The organism is Pseudomonas sp. C5pp (genome assembly GCF_000814065.1).
Lineage (GTDB): Bacteria > Pseudomonadota > Gammaproteobacteria > Pseudomonadales > Pseudomonadaceae > Aquipseudomonas > Aquipseudomonas asiatica.
The window spans coordinates 1-15,381 of record NZ_JWLN01000021.1; the positions used below are offsets into that span (position 1 = coordinate 1).

15 protein-coding genes are annotated in these 15,381 nt (G+C 63.8%); 8 read left to right on the forward strand and 7 right to left on the reverse strand.

The window, feature by feature from the left end; translation table 11 throughout:
- Window positions 1–85: 85 nt before the first annotated feature.
- Window positions 86–283: a hypothetical protein gene (locus tag RR51_RS31560; RefSeq protein ID WP_080563721.1), complete on the reverse strand. Its 198-nt coding sequence runs from the start codon at window positions 281–283 to the stop codon at window positions 86–88.
- A 184-nt stretch (window positions 284–467) separates the two neighbouring features.
- Entirely contained in the window at window positions 468–1,574 is a 1,107-nt protein-coding gene (aguA, locus tag RR51_RS17415; RefSeq protein ID WP_039614238.1) for an agmatine deiminase, read from the reverse strand.
- A 279-nt stretch (window positions 1,575–1,853) separates the two neighbouring features.
- Between aguA and rfbC the strand changes: the two genes are divergently transcribed.
- The 4 genes from rfbC to RR51_RS17435 are packed head-to-tail and all read left to right on the forward strand — an operon-like array spanning window position 1,854 to window position 6,114.
- Window positions 1,854–2,399 (forward strand): dTDP-4-dehydrorhamnose 3,5-epimerase, encoded by a 546-nt coding sequence (rfbC, locus tag RR51_RS17420; protein ID WP_039614239.1) that lies wholly within the window; start codon window positions 1,854–1,856, stop codon window positions 2,397–2,399.
- A gap of 42 nt (window positions 2,400–2,441) precedes the next feature.
- The gene (locus RR51_RS17425; protein ID WP_039614240.1) at window positions 2,442–4,256 is read left to right on the forward strand and encodes a sensor histidine kinase; all 1,815 of its coding nucleotides are present in this window, start codon (window positions 2,442–2,444) and stop codon (window positions 4,254–4,256) included.
- A complete protein-coding gene (locus RR51_RS17430) occupies window positions 4,253–5,659 on the forward strand; it encodes a sigma-54-dependent transcriptional regulator (RefSeq protein ID WP_039614241.1) in 1,407 nt (468 codons plus the stop codon). The genes RR51_RS17425 and RR51_RS17430 overlap by 4 nt, the downstream gene beginning before the upstream one ends.
- The gene (locus RR51_RS17435) at window positions 5,659–6,114 is read left to right on the forward strand and encodes a thioesterase domain-containing protein (protein ID WP_039614242.1); all 456 of its coding nucleotides are present in this window, start codon (window positions 5,659–5,661) and stop codon (window positions 6,112–6,114) included. Before RR51_RS17430 ends, RR51_RS17435 begins: the two co-directional genes overlap by 1 nt.
- A 156-nt stretch (window positions 6,115–6,270) precedes the next feature.
- Here RR51_RS17435 and cysQ read toward each other — a convergent pair whose 3' ends face one another.
- Both cysQ and nudE read right to left on the reverse strand, forming a co-directional pair.
- Window positions 6,271–7,089 carry a 3'(2'),5'-bisphosphate nucleotidase CysQ gene (cysQ, locus tag RR51_RS17440; RefSeq protein WP_039614243.1) on the reverse strand — a complete coding sequence of 273 codons (819 nt, stop codon included), beginning with the start codon at window positions 7,087–7,089 and terminating at the stop codon, window positions 6,271–6,273.
- Complete coding sequence (nudE, locus tag RR51_RS17445; protein WP_013970466.1) at window positions 7,086–7,652, reverse strand: ADP compounds hydrolase NudE; 567 nt, start codon at window positions 7,650–7,652, stop codon at window positions 7,086–7,088. Before nudE ends, cysQ begins: the two co-directional genes overlap by 4 nt.
- Before the next feature lie 64 nt (window positions 7,653–7,716).
- Here nudE and yrfG point away from each other — a divergent pair, with 64 nt between their 5' ends.
- Window positions 7,717–8,379 (forward strand): GMP/IMP nucleotidase, encoded by a 663-nt coding sequence (gene yrfG, locus RR51_RS17450; RefSeq protein WP_003257447.1) that lies wholly within the window; start codon window positions 7,717–7,719, stop codon window positions 8,377–8,379.
- Window positions 8,380–8,490: 111 nt separating this feature from the next.
- Here the strand turns inward: yrfG and lysM are convergent, their stop codons facing one another.
- Complete coding sequence (gene lysM / locus RR51_RS17455; RefSeq protein ID WP_023661080.1) at window positions 8,491–8,931, reverse strand: peptidoglycan-binding protein LysM; 441 nt, start codon at window positions 8,929–8,931, stop codon at window positions 8,491–8,493.
- 185 nt (window positions 8,932–9,116) lie between these two features.
- On the opposite strand from lysM, the gene fdhD reads away from it, so the two are divergent.
- The 3 genes from fdhD to RR51_RS17470 all read left to right on the forward strand — a co-directional run bounded on the left by fdhD (window position 9,117) and on the right by RR51_RS17470 (window position 13,098).
- Window positions 9,117–9,947, forward strand: a complete 831-nt coding sequence (gene fdhD, locus RR51_RS17460; protein WP_013970464.1) for a formate dehydrogenase accessory sulfurtransferase FdhD — start codon at window positions 9,117–9,119, stop codon at window positions 9,945–9,947.
- 5 nt (window positions 9,948–9,952) lie between these two features.
- The gene (locus RR51_RS17465; protein ID WP_039614244.1) at window positions 9,953–12,298 is read left to right on the forward strand and encodes an FdhF/YdeP family oxidoreductase; all 2,346 of its coding nucleotides are present in this window, start codon (window positions 9,953–9,955) and stop codon (window positions 12,296–12,298) included.
- A 317-nt stretch (window positions 12,299–12,615) separates the two neighbouring features.
- Entirely contained in the window at window positions 12,616–13,098 is a 483-nt protein-coding gene (locus RR51_RS17470; protein WP_015268607.1) for a glycine zipper domain-containing protein, read from the forward strand.
- 55 nt (window positions 13,099–13,153) lie between these two features.
- Here RR51_RS17470 and RR51_RS17475 read toward each other — a convergent pair whose 3' ends face one another.
- Both RR51_RS17475 and RR51_RS17480 read right to left on the reverse strand, forming a co-directional pair.
- The gene (locus RR51_RS17475) at window positions 13,154–13,594 is read right to left on the reverse strand and encodes an acyl-CoA thioesterase (RefSeq protein WP_039614245.1); all 441 of its coding nucleotides are present in this window, start codon (window positions 13,592–13,594) and stop codon (window positions 13,154–13,156) included.
- 148 nt (window positions 13,595–13,742) lie between these two features.
- Entirely contained in the window at window positions 13,743–15,284 is a 1,542-nt protein-coding gene (locus RR51_RS17480) for a phosphoenolpyruvate carboxykinase (protein ID WP_039614246.1), read from the reverse strand.
- Window positions 15,285–15,381: the final 97 nt, after the last annotated feature.

The window sequence follows — 15,381 nt, forward strand, 5'->3', positions numbered from 1 at the left end:
GGTACCCCACATGTATCGAGCCCAGTGGGGTACCTGTGGGAGCGGCTTTAGCCGCGAAGGGGCCAGCACAGGTTTAAGCAATCGATCAGTGCCACACTGCCATCAGCGCCTGCATTTCTGCTTCGCTGATCAGCCCTTGGGGGTATCGTCCGGCAAGCAGACGTCGTGGGTCGGTCGTCCTGACCCTGATGCTTCCATGGTGTTTCAACCACTTCGCCACAAGCCTGAGCGATTGGTGATTCACTGCCGATGGGCGCAAAGCCGACTCACTTGCTGCGTTCATTTCTACACGTACTCCCTGGCCCGTGAGCGGCTAATCTACGTAAGGATTGTTACAGGTCCGAGAGCGCGGCATGGCCGAGCTATCTCACTGAAAACAATACAAAACTTATGCCAGCACCAGCCTGCGGACGGCCCTCGCGAATAAAAAAGGCCCGTCATGACGGGCCTCTTGATTCACCGTGCGCTCAACGCTTGACCGGTGCCGGTTGCTGCTGGGTCAGGCAGTGGATGTTGCCACCGCCCAACAGCAGCTCACGACCAGGGATCATCACCACCTCATGGTCGGGGAAGATCTTAGCCAGGATCGCTCTGGCCTCGGCATCTGCCGGGTCGTCGAAGCTAGGCGCAATGATGCCGCCGTTGACGATCAGGAAGTTCACGTACGAGCCTGCCAGGCGCACCGATGGGTCACGCTCCTGGCTGCCTGCCACCTGATCGACCCCGGCGCACTCTTCGGCAGTAGCGAACAGCGGGCCCGGGATCGGCATTTTGTGCACGATGAACTCGCGGCCCTTGGCATCGCGAGTGTTCTTCAGCACCTCCATGGCGGCATGGCAGCGTGCATAGTTGGGGTCGTTGGAATCATCGGTCCAGGCCAGTAACACTTCGCCCGGGCGCACGTAACAGCAGAAGTTGTCGACATGGCCATCGGTCTCGTCGTTGTACAGGCCATCCGGCAGCCAGACCACGGTGTCCACCGCCAGATGATCGCGCAGCACCGCTTCGATCTGCTCGCGGTTCAGGTGCGGGTTGCGGTTGCGATTGAGCAGGCATTCTTCGGTAGTAATCACCGTGCCTTCGCCGTCCACGTGGATCGAGCCGCCCTCGAGCACGAAGCCTTCGGTGTGGTAGCGCTGGCAGCGCTCCATTTCCAGGACCTTGGCCGCCAGCTCCTCGTCACGGTTCCACGGTGCGTACAGGCCGCCGTCGAAGCCGCCCCAGGCATTGAAGCCCCAGTCCACACCACGCACCTCACCCTGGTCGTTGATGACGAAGGTCGGGCCGGTGTCACGCACCCAAGCATCGTCATTGCTGATCTCGACCACGCGAATGTTCGGCTGGTCGAGCTGGCGGCGGGCATTTTCGTACTGGCCAGCGGAAACCGCGACGGTTACCGGCTCGAAGCGGGCAATGGCCTTGGCCAGGGTCACATGGGCAGCCTGCGCCGGCTTGCCGCCAAGGCGCCAGTTGTCCGGGCGCTCCGGCCAGACCATCCACACCTGGGTTTGCGGGGCCCACTCGGCGGGCATGTGGAAACCATCGGCACGGGGAGTGGAGTTGAGGGTTTTCATGATTGACCTCTGTGATGGCCCTGAGCCGGACTGTGCTGGGGCGTTTGTCAATTTATAACCGATATATATCGATATTTGAAGCCCGATAATCGGGAAAATCATGAGCGAGCGAGGGAATTAAATCGATAACAATCGATACACCCCCAACCTTGACCGAGAAGCAAAACGGCACGACATCTACCATAGCCAGCCCTTGTGAATGCCGTTGAAGCCCGAGGCGGAAAAAACGGCCAGACCGGCTAGGGTCAATACATGAGCAGAACGGGCCAGCGAACCGCCATGAACATCATCCCTACCGCGATCCCTGAAGTACTGATCATCGAGCCGAAGGTTTTCGGTGACAGCCGTGGTTTTTTCTTCGAGGCATTCAACGCCCGTGAGTTCGCCCGGCAAACCGGCGTGAAGGCCGAGTTCGTCCAGGACAACCACTCGCGCTCCATCAAGGATGTGTTGCGTGGCCTGCACTACCAGGTGGAAAACACCCAAGGCAAGCTGGTGCGCGTGGTGCAGGGGGAAATCCGTGATATTGCCGTGGACGTGCGCAAGAGCTCGCCAACCTTCGGCCAATGGGTCGCGGTGCAGCTGTCGGCCGACAATCATCGCCAGTTATGGATTCCACCAGGCTTTGCCCACGGCTTTGCGGTGATGAGCGAGTCGGCCGAGTTCCTCTACAAGACCACCGACTACTACAACCCGGGCGCCGACCGCTGCATCCGCTGGGATGACCCGCAATTGGCGATCGACTGGGGGCTGCAGCAGCCACCGGTGCTGTCGGACAAGGACAAGCTCGGCCTGCCGCTGGCAGAGGCGGAACTGCTGCCTTAACTAGCGCATAATTGCGGCAGACTTTTCTGGCGCATTTACGTGATGATTGCAAAACCCACGCCCCCACGCCGTCCCCGCTGGCGCAGCCTGGCCCTGTTGGCCGTGTGCCTGGCCCCGTTATTGTGGCCCCTGCATCACCTGGCCGAACGTTACTACCAGGAAGAACTGGCCTCGCAGAACCGCCAGACCCTCGACCTGTATGTCGCCAACCTGCTCGGTACCCTGCACCGCTATGAAACCCTGCCACAGATACTCGGCGACCTGCCGGCGCTGCGCGGGGTGCTGGCCGACCCGTTCCGCCTGGAGGCAGTGACCAATGCCAACCGCCTGCTCAAGGACATCGTCCAGCAGACCGGCGCCGAGGTGATGTACCTGATGGACGTCAGCGGCAATACCCTGGCTGCCTCCAACTGGGACAAGCGCGACAGCTTCGTCGGCCGCAACTTCGCCTTCCGCCCCTATTTCAACGAAGCCATGGCCGGCCGCCTGGGGCGCTTCTTTGGCCAGGGCACCACATCGGCCAAGCGCGGTTACTTCTTCGCCGCCGCCGTGCGAGACCGTGAACGCATCGTTGGCGTACTGGTGGTCAAGGTCGACCTCGACCACACCGAAACCTTGTGGGGCCGCACCCCCGAGCAGCTGTTGCTGACCGACCACAATGGCGTGGTCATCCTGACCTCGCGGCCCGACTGGCGCTTCCGCGCGACCCGCGCGCTGACCGAGGCCGAGCGCCAGGCGATCATCGCCATCCAGCCCTACCCGACCCAGGCCCCGCAACCGCTGGTACTCAACCCGGACGCCTGGATCAGCCAGACCCGCGACATCAAGGAAACCGGATGGCAGGTCAGCATCCTCGCCCCGCGCATGCTGGTCGACCGTTCGGTGCAAACCGTGATGGCCATCGGCGCTGGCACCCTACTGGTGCTGATACTGCTGGCTGGCCTGGTGATGCAGCGGCGCCGTCACTACATCGACCGCATCGACTTCGAGGCACGCGGCCGCCAGGAACTGGAAAAACGCGTGGCCGAGCGCACCGCCGACCTCGAAGGCCTGAACACCCGGCTCAAGAGTGCCGTACTGGAGCGTGAGAACGCCCAACAGGAGGCCGTGCGCGCCCAGGACGAACTGGTACAGGCCGGCAAGCTGTCGGTGCTCGGCACCATGTCGGCCAGCATCAGCCACGAACTCAACCAGCCGCTGGCCGCCATCCGCAGCTACGCGGAAAATGCCGAGATCCTGCTCGACCACCAGCGAACCGAAGAAGCCCGCGGCAACCTCAAGCTGATTGGCGAGCTGACCGGGCGCATGGCCTCGATCATCGCCCACCTGCGCGCCTTCGCCCGCCGTGACCGCCATGCCCCGGAGAGCGTGGCCTTGCAGCCGGCCCTGGACGACGCCCTGGCGCTGCTGGCCAAGCGCCGCCGGGCAATGGCCGTGGAGCTGATCCGCGACCTGCCGGAGGCCACCTTGTGGGTACAGGCCGGCGAGACCCGCCTGCGCCAGGTGCTCGGCAACCTGCTGGCCAATGCCCTCGACGCCCTGACCGAAAAAGCCAACCCGCGCCGCCTGTGGCTAAGTGCCGAACAGCGCGATGACTGCGTCTATCTGTACATTCGCGACAACGGCCCCGGCTTCAGCCGCCAGGCCCTGGAGCACGCCAAGGAGCCGTTCTTCACCACCAAGACCCGCACCCAGGGCCTGGGCCTGGGCCTGGCCATCTGCGAAAGCCTGATGCGTGCCCTGGGCGGTGAACTGCTGCTGGCCAACCACCCGGAAGGTGGCGCACTGCTGACCCTGCAGCTGCGCGTGGCCGCGCCTGGCGCTACTTTGCCCAATTCGGAGGACCCCTCGGCATGACCACCGAGACACTGATCGACAGCCGAGCCCAGGTCATCCTGGTCGATGATGACCCGCACCTGCGCCAGGCCCTGAGCCAGACCCTGGACCTGGCCGGGCTCAAGGTGGTCGCTTTGGCCGACGCCCAGGGCCTGGCCGAACGCATCGAGGCCGACTGGCCCGGCGTGGTGGTCAGCGACATCCGCATGCCGGGTATCGATGGCCTGCAGCTGCTGGAACAACTGCACGGCCGTGACAAAGAGCTGCCGGTATTGCTGATCACCGGCCACGGTGATGTGCCGCTGGCGGTGCAGGCAATGCGCGCCGGGGCTTATGACTTCCTGGAAAAACCCTTTGCCAGCGACGCTCTGCTGGACAGCGTGCGCCGCGCCCTGGCCCTGCGCCGCCTGGTGCTGGACAACCGCAGTTTGCGCCTGGCCCTGAGCGACCGCCAGCAACTGGCCACCCGCCTGGTGGGCCAGTCGCCGTCCATGCAGCGCTTGCGCGAGCAGATCGGCGCCTTGGCCGGCACTCGCGCCGACGTGCTGATCCTGGGTGAGACCGGTGCCGGCAAAGAGGTGGTGGCCCGCGCCCTGCACGACCTGTCCAGCCGCCGCGACGGGCCGTTCGTGGCGATCAACGCCGGCGCACTGGCCGAGTCGGTGGTCGAAAGCGAGCTGTTCGGCCATGAGCCCGGGGCGTTCACCGGCGCGCAGAAACGCCGCATCGGCAAGTTCGAGTTCGCCAACGGTGGCACGCTGTTCCTCGATGAAATCGAGAGCATGAGCCTGGATGTGCAGGTGAAACTGCTGCGCATGCTGCAGGAACGGGTGGTCGAGCGCCTGGGTGGCAACCAGCTGATCCCGCTGGACATCCGCATCATCGCCGCGACCAAGGAGGACCTGCGCCAGTCAGCCGACCAGGGGCGTTTCCGCGCCGACCTGTATTACCGCCTGAACGTGGCGCCGCTGCGTATTCCACCGCTGCGCGAACGCGGCGATGACATCCTGGTGCTTTTCCAGCACTTCGCCGACGCCGCCAGCGAGCGCCATGGTCTGCCGCCACACGCCCTGCAGCCGGCCCAGCGCGCCATGCTGCTGCGTCACGACTGGCCCGGTAACGTACGCGAGCTGCAGAACGCCGCCGAGCGTTTCGCCCTTGGCCTGGAACTGGCTCTGGACGGCCAGGCGCCGCCTGCGGCAATGCCTTTGGTTACGATGCCGAGCGGCAACCTCAGCGAACAGGTCGAGCAGTTCGAACGCTCGCTGATCGCTGCCGAACTGGCCCAGCCACACAGCTCCATGCGCAGCCTGGCCGAGGCGCTGGGCATCCCCCGCAAGACCCTCCACGACAAGCTGCGCAAGCATGGCTTGAGCTTCGACGGCGGTAGCGGCGGGCATGACGATCAAGAGGACAACCGTTAATGAACACCGATAGCCAGTACCTGCAGTCCGTCCTACACGGCGACATCCCCCTGACCCGCGAAATGGGCCTGGAAGTGCTCGATTGGCAGCAGCACACCCTGCGCCTGCAATTGCCGCTGGCGGCCAACGTCAACCACAAGAGCACCATGTTCGGCGGCAGCCTGTACTGCGCCGCGGTGCTGGTGGGTTGGGGCTGGCTGCACCTGCGCCTGCGCGAGTTGGGGATCGATGACGGGCATATCGTCATCCAGGAAGGGCAGATCAGTTATCCGCTGCCGGTTACCGGGGCGGCGGTGGCGCGCTGTGCGCCGCCGGATGAGAAGACCTGGGAGCGGTTCCTGACCATGTACCAGCGGCGCGGGCGGGCACGGTTGACGCTGGAGACCACGGTGAGCAATGCCGGTAGTGACGAGCCTGCTGTTACCTTCAGCGGCCAGTACGTGCTGCACCGCTGAAACCAATGGACTGTCGCGACTCCTGTAGGAGCGGCCTTGTGTCGCGATCGGGCCGCGAAGCGGCCCCGGCAATTAATGCGGCAATGCTGAAACCCTGGGGCCGCGCTGCGGCCCGATCGCGACACAAGGCCGCTCCTACACGATCATGTCCGCCTGTCAGATCAGGCTCAGGAAGGCTTGACGCCACACAGCATTTGCCGGCAAAGCCAGGAAATGCGGGTTGAGCAACGACTCCCGCGCCGGGTACCGGAACGGCAAGCCATCCAGCCCGATTACCTCCCCACCAGCCCCTTCCACCACCCCCTGCGCCGCCGCGGTATCCCACTGCGAGGTCGGTGCCAGGCGGGGATAGCAATCGGCGCTGCCCTCGGCCAACAGGCAGAATTTCAACGAACTGCCGATATTGGCCAGCTCCAGTTCCCCCAACGCAGCCCCCAACCCGGCCAACAGCGCTTCCTGTTCCGGGCTGGAATGGCGACGGCTGGCAACCACGGTGAAACGCCCACCTGCCGGCGGCTCGTCGCGAACCTGGATCGGCTGCGGAGCCTCACTCGCTTCCGCACGCCAGGCGCCCAACCCACGCCCACCGAAGTAGCAGCGCCCGTTGGTCGGCATGGATACCACGCCGAACACCACCTCGCCGTTTTCGACCAGGGCGATGTTGACCGTGAATTCCTCGCTGCCGGCGATGAATTCCTTGGTGCCATCCAGCGGGTCGACCAGCCACCAGCGGCTCCAGCCCTGACGCTCGGCCAGCGGAATGTTGCAGTCCTCTTCGGACAGCACCGGGATCTGCGGCGCCAGCGCCAGCAGGCCATCGGCAATCACCCGGTGCGCCGCCAGGTCGGCGGCGGTGACCGGCGAATCGTCGGCCTTGTTGGTCACGGCCACATCGGCGCGCCAGAACGGCAAGATCGCCTCGCCCGCCAACAGGGCCAGCTTGACCACTTCGTGCATCAGTTGCAGGTCGTTCATGCTTCCAGCAGCCCCCGCTGAATCAGCAGGTCACGCGCCAGGTACAGCGCAGCCAAGGCACGCCCCTCGGTGAACTGTGGGTGCATGGCCAGGGCCGAGAGCTCGCGCAGGTTAACCTTGTCGACCCGCATCGGCTCCGGCTCATCGCCCTCCAGGCGCTCCTCGTACAGGTCGCTGGCCAGCACCACCTGGATCTTCTGGCTCATGTAGCCCGGCGACAGCGACAGCTCGGTAAGGTGCTCCAGCTGGCGAGCGCCATAGCCGGCTTCTTCCTTGAGCTCCCGGTCGGCTGCCGCCAGCACGTCCTCGCCCGGCTCGATCAGGCCTTTGGGCAACGACAGCTCGTATTCGTCGGTGCCGCCGCAGTATTCCTCCACCAGCACCGCGTGCTCGGCATCGAGCATGGCCACGATCATCACCGCCCCATAACCATTACCCCGGCCCACCAGGCGCTCGTAGGTACGCTCGTTGCCATTGCTGAAGCGCAATTGCACGGCTTCGACGCGAAACAGGCGGCTGCTGGCGACGATTTCGCGGCTGAGGACGGTGGGTTTCTGGCGCATGGGGCGGCTCCTTGGCGTGAACGGGTTACTATACCGTGGCTTGCCGACTGATCGAGAGTTTCCCATGCCTGTTCTTCCCTGGTCCGCCATCGATACCGTCCTGCTGGACATGGATGGCACCCTGCTCGACCTGCATTACGACAACCGCTTCTGGCTGGACCACCTGCCCCAGCGCTATGCCGAGCTGCACGGGGTGAGCCGGGCCATGGCGGAAATGGAACTGCAGCCGCTGTTCGAACGCAATGCCGGCACGCTTAACTGGTATTGCCTGGACTTCTGGAGCCGCGAACTGCGGCTGCCGATCCGTGAGCTGAAACAGGAAATCGCCGACCTGATCGCCCTGCGCCCGGATGCCGACACTTTCCTTGCCGCGATCCGCGACGCGGGCAAGCGCGTGGTGATGATCACCAATGCGCACCGGGATTCGCTGTCACTGAAGCTGGAGCGGGTGGAGCTGGCGCCGTACTTCGAACGGCTGATCAGCTCGCATGACTACGGCTACCCGAAGGAAAGCCCGCAGTTCTGGGACGCATTGCAGGCGGACATCGGCTTTGAACCGGAGCGCAGCCTGTTCATCGATGACACCTTGGCGATCCTGCGCAGTGCGCGACGGTTTGGCGTGGGGCATCTGCTGGCGGTACGCCAGCCGGATAGCCAGGCCGGGCCGCGCGATACCGAAGAGTTTGCGGCGGTCGAGGATTACCGGGAATTATTGGTAGGCCTGTGAAGGCCCTTTCGCGGGTAAACCCGCTCCCACAGGATCACCACAGGTCTGAACTGTGTGCGATCCCTGTGGGAGCGGGTTTACCCGCGAAGAGGCCGGTACAGGCTGCAGAGATCAGTCAGGAATACGCAGCACCTGCCCCGGATAGATCTTGTCCGGGTGCTTGAGCATCGGTTTGTTGGCCTCGAAGATCTTCTGGTACTTGTTGGGGTCGCCATACACCTTCTTCGAAATCGCGCTCAACGTATCCCCCTTCTCCACCGTCACGAACCGCGCAGCCTGGGCCACCGGCCCGGTCACGGTGATCTGGTCATCCACACTGGCAACGCCTGCGACGTTACCCGCCGCCAGGATGATCTTCTCCTTCTCCTCCTGGCTGGCCACCTCACCCTTGAGGATGATCGTGTCTCCCTCTACAGTGGCCGTGATATTCGGGTTGCCCAGGCCGACACTTTCCACGTGTTTCTTCAGTTGCTCTTCGGCATTGGCATTGCCGGGGGTCAGCAGGTCGATCAACTTCTCGCCCGCTTCCTTGACGAAACTGAACAAGCTCATAGCGCTCTCCTTGTTGACGAAACCTCGGACACAGCAGTCTAGGCCAGCTTTTCCCCTGGCGCCCCATGCGACCAATCGACGCGGTCTATCAAGGCATAGACCCTAGCGATTAGACGCCGCCGGCCCGCACGCCTAGGCTTGTGCTATCTGAAAGTTGCCGATAGCCCGATGAACAGTCAGCCCCGATGAACAGCAAGCCTCCGGTCTGCGCGGCCTCATCGCCCTTGACCATGCCCGCCGCCAGCAACACCTACGATTACGTCCAGCTCAACGATGCCAGGCGCGACAGCACGCCCCTGGCCGAAGAAGTGGCCCTGGCCATTGCCTACAACGGCCTGAACCAGGCGGTGATGCTGGTCAGCCCCACCGACCTGGAAGACTTCGCCGTCGGTTTCAGTGTCGGCAGCGGCATAGTCGAAGGCACAACGGAAATCTACGACCTGAAACTCTCCGGCAGCGGCTCGGCAATGTACGCCGACCTGGAGATTTCCAGCCGTGCGTTCTGGAACCTGAAAAACCAGCGCCGCCAAATGGCCGGCACCAGTGGTTGCGGCCTGTGCGGGGTCGAAGCGCTGGAGCAGGCACTGCCAGAGCTGGCCAAGCTGCCTGGCGCACCTTTACCACCCGCGCAATGGTTGGTCGGCCTGCGTGAGCGCATCGATGCCTTCCAGCCCCTCGGCCAACACTGCGGCGCAGTGCATGCGGCGCTGTTCATGGACCGCCATGGCGAGCTGCTGCTAGGCCGCGAAGACATCGGCCGACACAACGCCCTCGACAAGCTGATCGGCGCCTTGCTTCGCCAAGACATCGACAGCCAGGGTGGCCTGGCCATCGTCACCAGCCGCTGCAGCCTGGAGCTGATCCAGAAGGTGCTGCGGGCCGGTATCCAGACCCTGGTCAGCCTGTCGGCGCCCACCGGCCTTGCCCTGCAATGGGCGCGCAAACACAACCTCAACCTTATCCATTTGCCCAAGCACAGCGCACCGCGGGTCTACAGCCCAGCGGCGGAGTCGTAACAGTCGTGACCTCGTACCAACACCTCCCGGACAACGCCCCAGCCTCTCCACCTCGTTACAAGCCCTACCACGGCCCCGCCGGTGGTTGGGGCGCGCTGCGCAGCGTGGCCAAGGCCTGGGTTGGCAGCGATAACGCGCTGAAGAACATTCGCGCGCTGCTCAAGACCAACCAGAACGGCGGCTTCGATTGCCCCGGCTGCGCCTGGGGCGACTCGCCGGAAAGCGGCATGGTCAAGTTCTGCGAGAACGGTGCCAAGGCAGTGAACTGGGAGGCGACCAAGCGCCGCGTCGATGCCGCGTTTTTCGCCCGCTACAGCGTCACCTCGCTACTGCAACAGAGCGACTACTGGCTGGAGTACCAGGGGCGCCTGACCGAGCCGATGGTCTATGACGCGTCCAGCGACCGCTACCAGCCGATCAGCTGGGACGCCGCGTTCACCCTGATCGCTCGCGAGCTGAACAAGCTGGCCAGCCCTGACCAGGCCGAGTTCTACACTTCGGGGCGCGCCAGCAACGAAGCAGCGTACCTGTACCAGCTTTTCGTGCGGGCCTACGGCACCAACAACTTCCCCGACTGCTCGAACATGTGCCACGAGGCCAGCGGCGTGGCCTTGGGGCAAAGCGTCGGGGTCGGCAAGGGCACCGTCACCTTCGACGACTTCGAGCACGCCGACGCGATTTTCGTCTGGGGCCAGAACCCCGGTACCAACCACCCGCGCATGCTGGACCCGCTGCGCGATGCGGTAAAGCGCGGTGCCCAGGTGGTGTGCATCAACCCGCTCAAGGAACGTGGCCTGGAGCGCTTCCAGCACCCGCAGAACCCGCTGGAAATGCTGACCAACAGCGACCGGCCGACCAACACCGCATTCTTCCGCCCGGCCTTGGGCGGCGACATGGCGATGCTGCGCGGCATGGCCAAATTCGTCCTGCAATGGGAGCGCGAAGCCCAGGCCAACGGCGAACCGGCAGTCTTCGACCATGCCTTCATCGCTGAACATGGCCATGGCGTCGACGACTACCTGGCGGTAGTGGATGCCACCCCGTGGGAGCACATCCAGGCCCAGTCCGGCCTGGCGCTGGCCGACATCGAACTGGCCGCGCGCATGTACTGCCGTGGCAAGCGGGTGATCATGTGCTGGGCGATGGGCATTACCCAGCACCGCCATTCGGTGCCGACCATTCAGGAAATCGTCAACCTGCAAATGCTGCGCGGCAATATCGGCGTGCCGGGCGCAGGCCTGTGCCCGGTGCGCGGCCACAGCAACGTGCAGGGTGACCGCACCATGGGCATCAACGAGCGCCCGCCGGTGGCCCTGCTGAACGCCATCGAGCAGCGCTTCGGCTTCCCCGTACCCCGGCACAATGGCCACAACACCGTCGAGGCGATCCACGCCATGCTCGACGGCCGGGCCAAGATATTTATCGGCCTGGGCGGCAACTTCGCCCAAGCCACGCCGGACACCGAGCGCACCGCCCAGGCACTGCGCAACTGCGAGCTGACCGTGCACATCAGCACCAAGCTCAACCGCAGCCACCTGGTGCACGGCAAGCAGGCACTGATCCTGCCGTGCCTGGGGCGCACTGACATCGACCTGCAGGCAGAAGGGCCACAGGCGGTAACGGTAGAGGACTCGTTCAGCATGGTCCACGCCTCCAATGGCCAGCTGAAGCCGCTGTCGACGCAGATGCGCTCGGAGCCGGCGGTCATCGCCGGTATCGCCGCCGCCACCCTGGGCAAGAAGCCCGTGGACTGGCACTGGCTGGTGGCTGACTACGACCGTATCCGCGAGCTGATCGGCGACACCATCGCCGGCTTCAGGGGCTTCAACCAGCGCCTGCGCGAGCCGGGCGGTTTCTACCTGGGCAACAGCGCCGCCAGCCGCGAATGGAATACCAGCACCGGCCGCGCGAACTTCAAGGCCAACTTGCTGCCCGACACGCTGCTCGACGAGCGTGTACGCGCCAGCGGCCAGGTGCCAGACCTGATCATGCAGTCGATGCGCTCGCACGATCAGTACAACACCACCATCTACGGCCTGGACGACCGCTACCGTGGCGTGCGTGGCCAGCGCGAGGTGCTGTTCGCCAACGAAGCCGACATCATCCGCCTGGGCTTCCAGCCTGGGCAGCAGGTCGACATCGTTTCGTTGTGGGGGGATGAGCATGTACGCCGCGTGCATGGCTTCACCCTGCTGGCCTTCGACATCCCGGCCGGGCAGGCGGCGGCGTACTACCCGGAGGTGAACCCGCTGGTGCCGCTGGAAAGCATTGGCGATGGCAGCCATACGCCGACGTCGAAGTTCATTGCCATCAAGCTGGAGCGGGCGCGGGACGACGGGCGCATCCTGTAGGAATGGTGTTGGCCTCTTCGCGGGTAAACCCGCTCCCACAGAGGCAACTCAAGGACTGAGAGCGGTGGTATCCCTGTGGGAGCGGGTTTACCCGCGAAGAGGCCGGAAGCCCTTGCGCAAAAATCAAAAAAGCCCTGTTCCATAGCGGTTCAGGGCTTCGTCATAAAGGTCTCAGACAGCGAAAAAACGATAAAGTTTCACAGTAAATACAGTAAGTTAGAGAATTGTGTACAACTCGTGTTACTCGTCGGATTTCCGTTGCCAGCCGCGCCTGTAAGGCTCAAAAATCGCCCCGTCATCCTAATGAGGCTCTCTTGATGAAGAAGTACTCCTCGATACTGTTGTTGTCTTTCAGCTTGCTCAGCGGCGTTGCCATGGCAGGCGGCACCACCGAGGCCGGCATTGGCGGCGCATTGGGTGGGGTACTGGGCTCCGTGGTGGGCAACTCCATCGGTGGTAGCACCGGCGGCGCCATTGGTGCCGGCCTGGGCGGCGCGGCTGGCGGTGCCCTGGGTGCCGACAAGCGTCAGCGTGGGGAAGCCGCAATCGGCGGCGCGCTGGGCGCAGCAGGCGGTAACGTGGTCGGCCGCTCCGTGGGCGGCACTACCGGTAGCTACATTGGCGCAGCAGCCGGCGGTGGTGCCGGTGGCGCACTGGGTAACTACCTTGGTAAAGAGGCCGACAGAGACGATTACCACGATGGCCGCCGCTACCGTCGTGGTTATGACGACGACCGTCGCCACTGGGACCGTGGCCATCATTACGGCCATCGCAAGCACAAGCGCCACTGGCGCGACTAACGCCTGAGGGCCCTGCCCCGGCAACAAAAGCCCCGCCCCTGCCAGCGGGGCTTTTTTATGCCTGCTGTTCCAGCACTAAACCAGACAGGATCACCTGCAGCGTCTCTGGCAATGCCACTGGCCGGCCACTGGCGCGTTCGATGAACACCTGCACCACCGTGCCTGCCGCACACGCCTCCGGCTCCCCTGGGCGGAACAGGGCCAGGCGGTACTCCACCGTACTGCCCGCCAGGCGCGTCACCCCCAGCCCCACTTCCAGCACATCCGGGAAGCCGGGCAGCGCGTAGAAATCTGCCGCCGAACTGACCACGAAGGCCGCCAGCTCACCGTCACGCAGGTCCAGTTCGGCCTGTTCGACGAGGAACGCCTGGATGGCGGTTTCGAAAAAGCCGTGCACAGTGGCACCGGCGACGTGGCCATTCAGGTCATTGTCCTGGGGGCGAGTGAGGATGGGGTGGAAGTGGGAGAAGGCAGTGCGCTGAGGGGATTCGGTCATCTGGCTGGCTCTTGTCTTCGCAATGAATGCTGACAGTGAAACAGAAAAACCGGATTTCCGCTGCCCGCGATCCCCTGTGGGAGCGCTAATTCACAGGAACAAAAAAGCCGCCCAAAGGGGCGGCTTTCTCGTTGCAGGCGGGTTCAGCTTACAGCTGCGGGCCAGCGGCCTTGATGGCGTCGGAAACTTCGAACTTCTTGAAGTTTTCGATGAACAGCTTGGCCAGGCCTTTGGCGGCCTCGTCGTAGGCAGCCTTGTCAGCCCAGTTGGTGCGCGGGTTGAGCAGCTCGGTATCAACGCCCGGAACGGCCTTAGGCACGTCCAGGTTGATGATGTCCAGGTGCTCGGTTTCGGCACCGATCAGCGCGCCGCTCTGGATCGCAGCGATCACGGCACGGGTGGTCGGGATGCTGAAGCGCTTGCCAACGCCGTAGCCACCGCCGGTCCAGCCGGTGTTGACCAGGTAGACCTTCGAGTCGAAGCCCTTGATACGCTTGATCAGCAGCTCGGCGTACTCGCCAGCCGGGCGCGGGAAGAACGGGGCGCCGAAGCAGGTAGAGAAAGTCGACTTGATGCCGCTGCCCGAACCCATTTCGGTGGAACCGACCAGCGCGGTGTAGCCGGACAGGAAGTGGTAGGCCGCCTGCTCGTTGTTCAGGATCGAAACCGGAGGCAGAACACCAGTCAGGTCGCAGGTCAGGAAGATGACTGCGTTCGGCTCGCCGCCCAGGTTCGCTTCGGAACGCTTGGCAACGTGCTCCAGCGGGTAGGCCGCACGGCTGTTCTGGGTCAGGCTGACATCGGTGTAGTCGGCGTGCTTGTTGGCGTCGAGGACGACGTTTTCCAGCACGGCGCCATGCTTGATGGCTTTCCAGATGACCGGCTCGTTCTTCTCGGACAAGTCGATGCACTTGGCGTAGCAGCCGCCTTCGATGTTGAAGACCACGCCCTCGCCCCAGCCGTGCTCGTCGTCACCGATCAGGTAACGGCTTTCGTCGGCCGACAGGGTGGTCTTGCCGGTGCCGGACAGGCCGAAGAACAGGGTTACATCGCCTGCTTCGCCGATGTTGGCGGCGCAGTGCATCGGCAGTACGTCGGCAGCCGGCAACAGGAAGTTCTGTACCGAGAACATGGCTTTCTTCATTTCGCCGGCGTAGCGCATGCCAGCGATCAGAACCTTCTTCTGAGCGAAGTTGATGATCACGCAACCATCGGAGTTGGTGCCGTCACGCTCAGGCTCGCACACGAAGTTGGCGACGTTGAGGACTTGCCACTCGCCACGGCCAGCCGGGTTGTACTGCTCCGGGTTGATGAACAGGCAACGACCGAACAGGTTCTGCCAGGCAGTCTGGGTGGTCATCTTCACCGGCAGGTAGTGCTCGGCGGCCGCCCCTACGTGAACGTAGGAAACGAAGTGATCCTGGGCGTTGTTGAACGCCTCGACGCGGTCCCACAGGGCATCGAACTTGTCGGCCGGGAACTTGCGGTTGATCGGGCCCCAGGAAATGGCGTCCTGGGTGGAAGGCTCTTCGACGATGAAACGGTCAGCCGGCGAACGGCCAGTACGGTGACCGGTCTCCACGACCAGTGCGCCAGTATCGGCTAGTACGCCTTCACCGCGTTGCAGCGCTTCTTTTACCAGCTCATCGACGCTCAGGTCGGTGTACACGGTGTTGTTGGCTTGCGTCATGAGATACCCCATCCGGCCCGAGGCCGAGTGCTCCAAACGTTTTGTAGTTGTCTTGAAAAAACTACTACAGCGAAAAAAGTGGCCGGATTATGCCAGA

What these genes read in the sequence shown, in the direction of transcription:
- RR51_RS17435 (WP_039614242.1), top strand. Translation starts at nt 5,659, where the DNA reads ATGAACACCGATAGCCAGTACCTGCAGTCCGTCCTACACGGCGACATC.
- cysQ (WP_039614243.1), bottom strand. Translation starts at nt 7,089, where the DNA reads ATGAACGACCTGCAACTGATGCACGAAGTGGTCAAGCTGGCCCTGTTG.
- RR51_RS17425 (WP_039614240.1), top strand. Translation starts at nt 2,442, where the DNA reads ATGATTGCAAAACCCACGCCCCCACGCCGTCCCCGCTGGCGCAGCCTG.
- nudE (WP_013970466.1), bottom strand. Translation starts at nt 7,652, where the DNA reads ATGCGCCAGAAACCCACCGTCCTCAGCCGCGAAATCGTCGCCAGCAGC.
- rfbC (WP_039614239.1), top strand. Translation starts at nt 1,854, where the DNA reads ATGAACATCATCCCTACCGCGATCCCTGAAGTACTGATCATCGAGCCG.
- RR51_RS17430 (WP_039614241.1), top strand. Translation starts at nt 4,253, where the DNA reads ATGACCACCGAGACACTGATCGACAGCCGAGCCCAGGTCATCCTGGTC.
- RR51_RS17470 (WP_015268607.1), top strand. Translation starts at nt 12,616, where the DNA reads ATGAAGAAGTACTCCTCGATACTGTTGTTGTCTTTCAGCTTGCTCAGC.
- RR51_RS31560 (WP_080563721.1), bottom strand. Translation starts at nt 283, where the DNA reads ATGAACGCAGCAAGTGAGTCGGCTTTGCGCCCATCGGCAGTGAATCAC.
- fdhD (WP_013970464.1), top strand. Translation starts at nt 9,117, where the DNA reads ATGAACAGCAAGCCTCCGGTCTGCGCGGCCTCATCGCCCTTGACCATG.
- aguA (WP_039614238.1), bottom strand. Translation starts at nt 1,574, where the DNA reads ATGAAAACCCTCAACTCCACTCCCCGTGCCGATGGTTTCCACATGCCC.
- RR51_RS17480 (WP_039614246.1), bottom strand. Translation starts at nt 15,284, where the DNA reads ATGACGCAAGCCAACAACACCGTGTACACCGACCTGAGCGTCGATGAG.
- lysM (WP_023661080.1), bottom strand. Translation starts at nt 8,931, where the DNA reads ATGAGCTTGTTCAGTTTCGTCAAGGAAGCGGGCGAGAAGTTGATCGAC.
- yrfG (WP_003257447.1), top strand. Translation starts at nt 7,717, where the DNA reads ATGCCTGTTCTTCCCTGGTCCGCCATCGATACCGTCCTGCTGGACATG.
- RR51_RS17475 (WP_039614245.1), bottom strand. Translation starts at nt 13,594, where the DNA reads ATGACCGAATCCCCTCAGCGCACTGCCTTCTCCCACTTCCACCCCATC.